At 38.6% G+C, this 6,770-nt stretch carries 5 protein-coding genes; 1 reads left to right on the plus strand and 4 read right to left on the minus strand.

The genetic code is table 11. The features are described from left to right. Positions 1-143: 143 nt before the first annotated feature. Together HMPREF3029_RS01050 and HMPREF3029_RS01055 are read right to left on the minus strand one after the other, a co-directional pair. Positions 144-2,501 carry an FdhF/YdeP family oxidoreductase gene (locus HMPREF3029_RS01050; RefSeq protein WP_070622611.1) on the minus strand — a complete coding sequence of 786 codons (2,358 nt, stop codon included), beginning with the start codon at positions 2,499-2,501 and terminating at the stop codon, positions 144-146. A 94-nt stretch (positions 2,502-2,595) separates the two neighbouring features. Further along, complete coding sequence (locus HMPREF3029_RS01055) at positions 2,596-3,816, minus strand: L-lactate MFS transporter (RefSeq protein ID WP_070709268.1); 1,221 nt, start codon at positions 3,814-3,816, stop codon at positions 2,596-2,598. Between the two features lie 120 nt (positions 3,817-3,936). Between HMPREF3029_RS01055 and fdhD the strand changes: the two genes are divergently transcribed. Next, complete coding sequence (fdhD, locus tag HMPREF3029_RS01060; RefSeq protein ID WP_068129170.1) at positions 3,937-4,737, plus strand: formate dehydrogenase accessory sulfurtransferase FdhD; 801 nt, start codon at positions 3,937-3,939, stop codon at positions 4,735-4,737. Positions 4,738-4,746: 9 nt separating this feature from the next. On the opposite strand, the gene HMPREF3029_RS01065 is transcribed toward fdhD, so the two are convergent. Continuing rightward, on the minus strand, positions 4,747-5,532 hold the full coding sequence (locus tag HMPREF3029_RS01065; protein ID WP_070457137.1) for an N-acetylglucosaminidase: 786 nt from the start codon (positions 5,530-5,532) through the stop codon (positions 4,747-4,749). 41 nt (positions 5,533-5,573) lie between these two features. After that, positions 5,574-6,587 carry a 3-deoxy-7-phosphoheptulonate synthase gene (aroF, locus tag HMPREF3029_RS01070; RefSeq protein ID WP_070709270.1) on the minus strand — a complete coding sequence of 338 codons (1,014 nt, stop codon included), beginning with the start codon at positions 6,585-6,587 and terminating at the stop codon, positions 5,574-5,576. Between the last annotated feature and the right edge of the window lie 183 nt (positions 6,588-6,770).

A 6,770-nucleotide genomic window follows, 5' to 3' on the forward strand; every position in this document is an offset into this window, starting at 1 on the left:
AATTGGATCAAAAGTCATTTTACTCACCTCAAAATTAATTAATGATTTGATTATGCCTCATTCAAAGTTAAAAGTAAATGAATTTTCTGAATATTCAATATATAAAAATATACCTGAGGTGTAAAACCTCAGGTATTTGTAAATTAGTTCGGATTATCTTCTAAATCCGGTACTGGTTTTTCTAAATATTGTCTGTCTTTATTTGCATTGAAGAAGTCTGCTTTTTCTACTTTAACGTTTGCGTTATAATCCGGCATTTCAACGAAGCTCTCGTATACACCGATTTGTGCTAAGAAGTTTCCTTCTGGGAATAACGTACCTACGTTACCTTCACGGATATCTGCATATCTCGCATGTCCTTGGAATACTCCATTTTCATTGTAAAGTACGATTGCTTCTCCGTCTTCAATCGCTTGACGCTTAGCGTCTTGTGGGTTAATCAGTACATCGTGACGACCCATGTGGTTAAAGTTATCTAAGTCACCGTAAACCATTGAGTTAAACTGTGCACCACGGCGCATTAAGAGTTTATACTCTCCAGCTTTTTCATTACTCTTTGGAATCTCCATCGTAATTAAGTTCGCACGACCGTCTGGAGTTGGACATACGCCACCTTCACATAACCAAGCACCACCATATTGGTAAACGTCTCCTGCTTTAGTTAAGTACTGTACCCCATCATATGCAGGGTTACCTTTTGCGATTTCGTTACGAATCTCTTGTCCTGATTTAAAGTCGATTAAATGACTATCTTCAGGTTTCACACGTTTAGCGAGATCGACATAGATCTGCCACTCACTACGTGCTTCTTCGATTCTATTACGGTTTCCTTCAATTTCAGGGGAGAAGTAAACCATACGCTCTGTAGATGTCGATAAACCACCGCCGTCTTGCTCGTAACGAGTTTTCGCTGGTAATACGATGACTGCTTCTTTTGCATCGACGAGTGTAGACGTATTTAAAATAATATCTTGGTGCACACGAATATCTAAGTTAGCTAAAGCTTGTTCTACAAAGTCAGGGTTTGGCATCGTCTCTAAGAAGTTACCACCTGACATATAGTATAGTTTTAGTTTTCTTTCGTTGTCTTCGTCTAACATTGCGTTTTCAATCGTTACACCGACTGTATCTCCAGGCCAGTTTGGTAAGTCAAAGCCCCATAACTTCTCGATTCTTTCGACGTTTTTATCGTCAAATCCTCCACCAGGAAGTGAGAATGGATCTGCACCCATTTCTCCTGAACCTTGTACACTTGAGTGTCCACGTAGTGGCATTAATCCGCAATGTTTTTTACCTAACCATCCACGTAATAACGCGATGTTCGCAACTTGTGAGATGTTATCTGTTGCGTGTGAGTGCATCGTTAAACCGAGCGCCCAGACCATAACACCTGTTTTTGCGTGCGCAAGTGTTTCAGAAAGTTCGATAATATCGCTCTTAGAAACACCTGAAGACTTAACAATTTCATCCCAGTCTTGAGATTTCACGTTTTCTACTAAGTCTTCGTAGTTATTTACATGGTCTTTAATAAATTCATGGTTAATTGCAGCACCTTCACGTGCTTCCTCCATATCAAACCAATGCTTCATGATACCGTGCATTAAAGCAATATCTCCACCGATATTTACTTCGTAGAATTCATCTGCAATTTTCGTTCCGAATAATGCAGATTCAGCAACTGATGGTACCCAGTAGTTTTCGAGTGCTGGTTCACGGTACGGGTTAATTACGATAATTTTCGTACCACGTTTTTTTGCTTCCATCATGTACTTCGTTGATACTGGTGATGCGTTAGATGCAACAGATCCCCAGAATACTAGTACATCTGTACCTAGCCAGTCTTGATAGTTACAAGTTGAGGCACCAACACCAATTGAGCGCATTAGCGCTGATTTAGATGGTGAGTGACAAATACGTGAGGCGTTGTCGATATGGTTTGTACCTAAGAAACGCGCTATTTTAGCTGCTACATAGTACGATTCGTTTGTAATCCCACGACTCGTTAAGTAAAACGCGTATTGTTTCGGATCTAATTCACGCATTTTATCTGAAATTTGCTCCATTGCCTCATCCCAAGAAATACGTGTAAAACGACGCTCGCCTTTACGGCGGATCATCGGATAAGGAATTCTTCCTTTTTCACGGAGCTCACGACTTGAGTATTTGCGTAACTCATCGATATCTTGGTGTAAAAACTCTGGGTCAATTGGTGGTGCAGTATTTAAACGTAATACGTTAAAACGTGTCGTACACATATGTGGACCGTTTAACGTTTGGTCTTGAAGACCAGACACACCTAATGCACACCCGTCACATACACCTTTTAAAATGATGTTTTTGGCGTAGTTTAAGTTATCTCTATTTTTCCATACGATTTTGGCTGTATCTCTCATATGATGTGGTTTAACTTTAGTTAATCCAAATGGAATTGGACTTACCCATAATTTGGGGTCCCAGCGTTTTGTCTTATTAATTGGACCTGGATGTAATGTTTTGCCCATTATATTTCCCCCTCAAAATATTTCTACCCTATATTATACACAATATAGGGTAGGAATGATGAATGATTTAATTCGTCTAAACTGATTCGCTTGTTTAGTTGTTTAACTCTGATTCTCTTTTAATTTTAGCAATATCTGAGCGGATGAGAATCGAAATTATTAACGCTACGACAAACATCGCAACGAAAATGTATAATGTCATGTCGTAACTTTGTGTTGCTTCGTAAATTTTTGCTACGATAAATGGTCCAACTAAACCTGCAAGTGCCCAAGCTGTTAAAATATATCCGTGGATTGCACCGAGTTGTTTTGTACCGAACAAGTCAGCGATATACGCTGGAATTGCTGAGAATCCTCCACCGTAACAAGAAATCATGATGAATAACATAATCATGAATAGTACGCCGTTTGTTGTAAACGGTAGTAACGCAAATACGACGATTTGAATGATGAAGTATACAGTATACACATTTGGTCGACCGATATAGTCTGAGATACTTGCCCAAACTAAGCGTCCTGCACCGTTAAATACTCCCATAATTCCTACCATCAGTGCCGCACTCTTTACAGATAAACCTGCAACTTCTTGTCCCATTGGACTTGCAACTGCTAATATCGCGATTCCACACGTAATATTTATGAATAACATTAACCATAAGAAATAGAATCGACGTGTTTTAATTGCTTCGTTCGCAACAAGTTGCACGTAGTCTTTCTTTTGCTCTGGTTGTTCTTCTAATGGAACACCTGATGGGTGGTAACCTTCAGGTGGTCTTTCGATATAGAGACTCGCTGAAAGCATAATTACGAAGTATGTCGCACCCATTATGTAAAACGTGTTTGCGATTCCAACTGAATCGATTAAGTACCCCATTACTGGACTTGCGATCATCGCTGCAAATCCGAATCCCATAATTGCAAGACCTGTCGCCATTCCACGTCGATCTGGGAACCATTTAACTAAAGTTGAAACTGGTGTAATGTACCCGATACCGAGTCCAATACCACCGAGGACACCGTAACCAAGATATAGTAACCAAAGACTTTCAATCTGTACGGCAAACCCAGAAACGATTAAACCAGATGCGAAGAATATCGTTGAGATTAAACCTGATGCTCTTGGTCCTCTCGCTTCAACAAAGTGACCCATAAATGCTGCAGATGTTCCTAAGAAAAATATCGCGATACTAAAAATTAGCGATACTTCACTTAACGTCCAACCAATTTTGTCTTGTAATGGTTGAGTAAATACACTCCACGCATAAACAGACCCGATAGAAATATGTAAAGCTACACCGGCCAGTGCTATGAGCAGCGATTTTTCGTTGTTGACATTGTGTTTCCCCCTTACTTCCTTTTCACAAAGTTGTCAATCAAGTATAATTAGAATTATATAACTGTAAGTAAGGGTTTACAATATATTTTTTAGGGGTTAATTAAATTGAATATCATTTCAAATGAAACGATTATAAAATATAAAAATAATGCATTCGAAACGTTAACTGACAAGGTCGCTACAGAGTTTCCATTAACGATTTACATCAATGACACAGAGTTTGCAACACTCGTTTGTACACCAGACCATCTCGAAGAATTAGTCATCGGTTTTTTAGCTTCTGAAGGAGTAATTCGTTCATTTAACGATATTAAAACGATGAACATCGATGACCGTGGTGGTTTTTGTCACATTGAAACAACTCGAGAAATTCCGATTGATGTGTTCAGCTTTACAAAACGCGTTCTCGGGTCATGTTGCGGGAAAAGTCGTCAGTTCTATTTCCAAAGTGATATGGAAATGTCAAAAGTATCGATGTCTAAAACGAAAGTGACACCAGAGCAGATTGTTGACCTTATGGAGACGATGCAAAATACGTCTGACGTCTTTAAAGAAACTGGCGGTATTCATAACGCGAGTATTGCTTCACCTGACGGAATCATCGTACAACGTGGAGATATCGGTCGACATAACGCACTCGATAAACTTTACGGCTATTGCTTAAAAAACGGTATTACCGTTCACGACAAAGTGATTATTTTTAGTGGAAGAATGTCTTCTGAAGTATTAACGAAAGTGTCTAAAATCGGAGTCGGAATTGTATTGTCTAAATCGGCACCGACGGACCTGGCGCTTCGCCTTGCTGAAGATTTAAATATAACGGCAGTCGGTTTTATTAGACGTGGTGGATTCAATATTTATAGCCATCCGAATAGAGTGATCGGAGCAAAAGAGGAGTAACGCATAGCGTTACTCCTCTTTATATATGTCTTTCTCTATAAAATCCGGCTTTAATTGTACTGCTTCGTAATGTGATTCTAACACTCTAGCAATAGAATCTGGCCATTTTATATCCGTCGCATATAAATGCGTTCCTGGCGAGTTTGGATTCCATCTCATATCGTAGAGCGTTACTTGATTATTATCAAAATAATGCTCTTTAATAAATTTCGCACCACCGAGAATTGCGTTCTCTTTTGAATCCCAATTTGCTTTTTTGGCATAACTGCTTCCTGTTTTTATCGCCCCGATATCAAATGCTCCAATCCCAAAGTAATTATAGTACGTAGTTCCATCAACTTTAATTCCTTTTGCGAGCTCTGACTTTCCGTTACCTGTTTCTATTTTTGCATGTGCTATTAAATATAATGCATTCACATTATATTCTTTTTCTGCCTGAACAAAAAATTCACCAGTATCTTTTAAAACACCTGAGTCTTTTAACAATTCATTAGCATCTTCAACAGAGATTTTTGACTGATTATCTAGTTGTACAAACTGAAATACGCCTTGGTGTTTAGGGTCCATAGCATTTTTAATATCTTCATCTGTCGCAGGTACAAGGTAGCCCGAATCAAATTTTAAATCTTCTGTTCCATTATTTAATTGTAGTTGTAACGCTTCTTCAAATGTATACAAAGGCTCGTCCTCCGATTCCACTAAGTAACTCATCGAAACGATAAATGCGATTATAAATGTCACGATAACGATTAACATCATAATGACCATCGCGTGGCTTTGAATTGATTTATTCATAACTCTCCTTTAATTAAAACATGACTATAGCACTTATAGGCTTATAATGTCTTGCCTTCCATTTGGAGCAATAATTGTATCGTCGACATTAAATCACTAAACTCTTCAGGTGTTAACGATTGTTGACCATCACTCCATGCTTTTTCAGGATTTTGGTGCACTTCGATTTGAAGTCCATTAGCCCCTGCCATTACCGCTGCTTTTGCCATTGACGGAATGACGTAACGAATACCTGCTGCATGAGATGGATCGACGACGATTGGTAAATGTGACTCTTTTTGTACAACAGGTACTGCTTGAATATCTAGCGTATTACGAGTTGCATCTTCAAACGTACGGATACCGCGCTCACAGAAAATAACGTTTTTATTGCCACCTGCTAATATATATTCTGCACTCATTAACCATTCTTCAATTTTTGCTGACATACCGCGCTTTAAAAGAATTGGTTTATCTGTTTGGCCGATTGCTTTTAATAGATCAAAGTTCTGCATATTACGTGCACCGATTTGAATGACGTCAACCATGTCAACAAATGTATCTAAATGTTCTGTTCCCATAAGTTCTGAAACGATTGGAAGTCCCGTTTCTTTTTTCGCTTCATTTAAGATTTTTAAACCTTCTACGCCAAGCCCTTGGAAACTATAAGGTGACGTTCTTGGTTTAAATGCTCCACCTCTTAACGCGTTCGCACCAGATGCTTTTAGCTGTTTAGCGAGTTCTATTGTATCCGTCTCGTTCTCAACAGAACAAGGCCCCGCACACATTAAAAAGTGTGATCCTCCAACTTTAACACCATCAATATCGATAATACTGTCTTTTTCATGGAATTGACGGTTTGCTTTTTTATAAGGCGCGGTAATACGATATACACCTTCTACGATATGATATTTTTTCAGCGTGTTCACATCTACCTTAGATACGTCTCCTGTTAAGCCTAAAATAATTCTATTTGAACCGTTGGAACGATGTGCATTTAAGCCCATCGACTCAACGAACTGTGTAATTTCATCGATTTGGTTTTCACATGCGTTTTGTGAAATGTGAATAATCACAAACAATCCTCCTATCTAACTGCAAAAAAACTGCCACTAAAAGTGGCAGTCATAATATTACGTCCACACAATAATGTCTTAAGTATTGTAACACGTTTCATGTGAAACAAATAATACTTAACCTCCGAATAATCGTGCGAGAAACCCTTTTTTCTTTTTCTCTGGAGTAAATGTCACTTGAGA

Source organism: Nosocomiicoccus sp. HMSC059G07 (assembly GCF_001815515.1).
In the GTDB taxonomy this organism is placed as follows: Bacteria; Bacillota; Bacilli; order Staphylococcales; family Salinicoccaceae; genus Nosocomiicoccus; species Nosocomiicoccus ampullae_A.